Origin of the sequence: Streptomyces sp. P9(2023) (assembly GCF_032436795.1) — a bacterium.
In the GTDB taxonomy this organism is placed as follows: domain Bacteria; phylum Actinomycetota; class Actinomycetes; order Streptomycetales; family Streptomycetaceae; genus Streptomyces.
The window spans coordinates 1-278 of sequence record NZ_JAUPWM010000390.1; the positions used below are offsets into that span (position 1 = coordinate 1).

1 protein-coding gene is annotated in these 278 nt (G+C 73.0%); it reads right to left on the reverse strand.

Translation table 11 applies throughout. From position 1 onward, the window contains the following. The coding region (locus tag Q5762_RS38055; RefSeq protein WP_315896885.1) for an SDR family NAD(P)-dependent oxidoreductase at nt 1–262 on the reverse strand (262 nt) is incomplete at its 3' end. Between the last annotated feature and the right edge of the window lie 16 nt (nt 263–278).

The window sequence follows — 278 nt, forward strand, 5'->3', positions numbered from 1 at the left end:
CGGCGCCGGTGGGGATCTTGCCCCAGATCGGGGTGTCGATGATGCCGGGGTGGACCGAGTTGACGCGCACGCCGTCGCCGGCCGCGGCACATTCCAGCGCGACGGCCTTGGCGAACAGCCGAACGCCGCCCTTGGTGGCGCAGTAGCCGGCGAGCCCCGGCGCGCCGCGCAGCCCGGCGAGCGACGACATCAGGATGATCGAGCCGCCGCCGGAGCGGCGCATCAGCGGCATCGGCATGTCGGTGCCCTCCATCGTCGCCATGACGCTCGAGGACTGG